The following is a 1,511-nucleotide window of genomic DNA, read 5'->3' as shown; positions in this document are numbered from 1 at the left end:
TTTTCTTAGAGAGCCTCCTGAAGTGCCTTTGCCCATCCGTGATCTGCGTAAAAGGAGCTTTGTGCTCCCTGCACGTAATAAACAACGGGGTTAGGGGAAGCTGCATCTGATATAAGAAAAAATGATCCTGCCTCTACAACACAGGTGAAGCAGCAGCCCCTGCTGTGTTCAAAGTTTGCTAAATCCTTTTGATACTTTATTCAGGAAGCTCTGATAGTCATCGGGGTTCAGTCCCAGTTTCTGCAAGTATTGAATAGTATGATGAACAACTTCTTCAGCAGTATAATCTTCACTGGCTTTGACGCCATGAGGTACAACCTCAATCGGCTCATTTCGCATTCGACGGTCATGGATATATTCGAACCAGGCTTGTAAAAACTGATTAATCAGTTTCAATTCCTGCATATTTTCAGGACAACGGAAAAAGCGAAACTCTATTGTGGCATAAGGATCGATCACCTCGGATCCCGGAATATGCATCAAAGATATAGCCATATATTTTTCTAACATCATATTACCCGCTGCACCGAACATCTGTTGCAAAGGGGTCATTTGCACAAAATGACTATATATTTTTGCAAACTGTTTAAGCTTATCCAATTTTTCTGAATCCGTTAGCCAATCGCCATTCACGACTTCATAATTGAAAGCAGCCAACTTTTCGTTATACGTGGCAATCATCCAATTTATCCGTTCAATGGCTAACTCTCTCATATCAGAATAATCAGAAAACAATTTATACCATTGACTTTCATTATCCTTAACAATTCGATCATTATTACCGAATGCCCTGAGTAGATAAGAATTGCTCTCAATCTCCCTCTGTAATTCCAGTAGAACAGCAGGGTTACCGTGCGTAGCAGAGAGCGCATCAACATGTTTGTGGCCAGAAGCATGATCTATGAGTTCATCTTTAATCATTGAGTCAACCAATTCAAAAACTTTTTCTAAAGCATTGTTCGCATCGGCGTCACCATCATGGTAAGGCGTACAATTAAACTCAAGCCATTTCCTATAATCTAAAAAAGGAGTCACATAGAAGTGTCCATCAAAAGTAAAGCTTCCAGAATCACAGCTTGCCTCATTTGCTCCTAATCTTTCCATATGAGCTCTTACTATCTCAAGATAATAGTAACTTGGCCCACCCCATTGTTCAGCTTTAGAAATCAAATCATATTCCAACTCTTCACCAAATTTGAGATCAATAGAGTTGTTAAGTGGAATACTCTGTCCAGCTGCATCTGGCTTTTCTTCAAACATATCATGAAGAGCATCTAACCAGCGTCTTTCAAATTTCGATGCCATGACTTCTTTATTAAAAGTCATTCTAAGTTCATCATTAATTCTCAGGGCAGCAATAATGGCATTCTTGCACTCATTACATTCAACAGTATTCTTTCTTATCTCATCAAACAGTTCTTTCTTGTAGCGATCGATAAATCTCATAAACTGATCATATTCTGAAAAATAGCCATCTCCAAAAAGAATCCTTTCAAAGAATTGAAATGTCT

Annotated in this window: 1 protein-coding gene; it reads right to left on the bottom strand. The window is 38.7% G+C overall.

The window, feature by feature from the left end:
• Positions 1 to 168 precede the first annotated feature (168 nt).
• Positions 169 to 1,511, bottom strand: a 1,343-nt coding sequence (locus tag KDK19_RS11065; RefSeq protein WP_257291963.1) for a hypothetical protein, incomplete at its 5' end; no start/stop codon positions are given.

The sequence above is a fragment of the Endozoicomonas sp. ONNA1 genome, assembly GCF_024606325.1.
In the GTDB taxonomy this organism is placed as follows: domain Bacteria; phylum Pseudomonadota; class Gammaproteobacteria; order Pseudomonadales; family Endozoicomonadaceae; genus Endozoicomonas_A.
The sequence above is the reverse complement of the archived record's forward strand: the minus strand, read 5'-3'. Positions and strand labels throughout refer to the sequence as shown.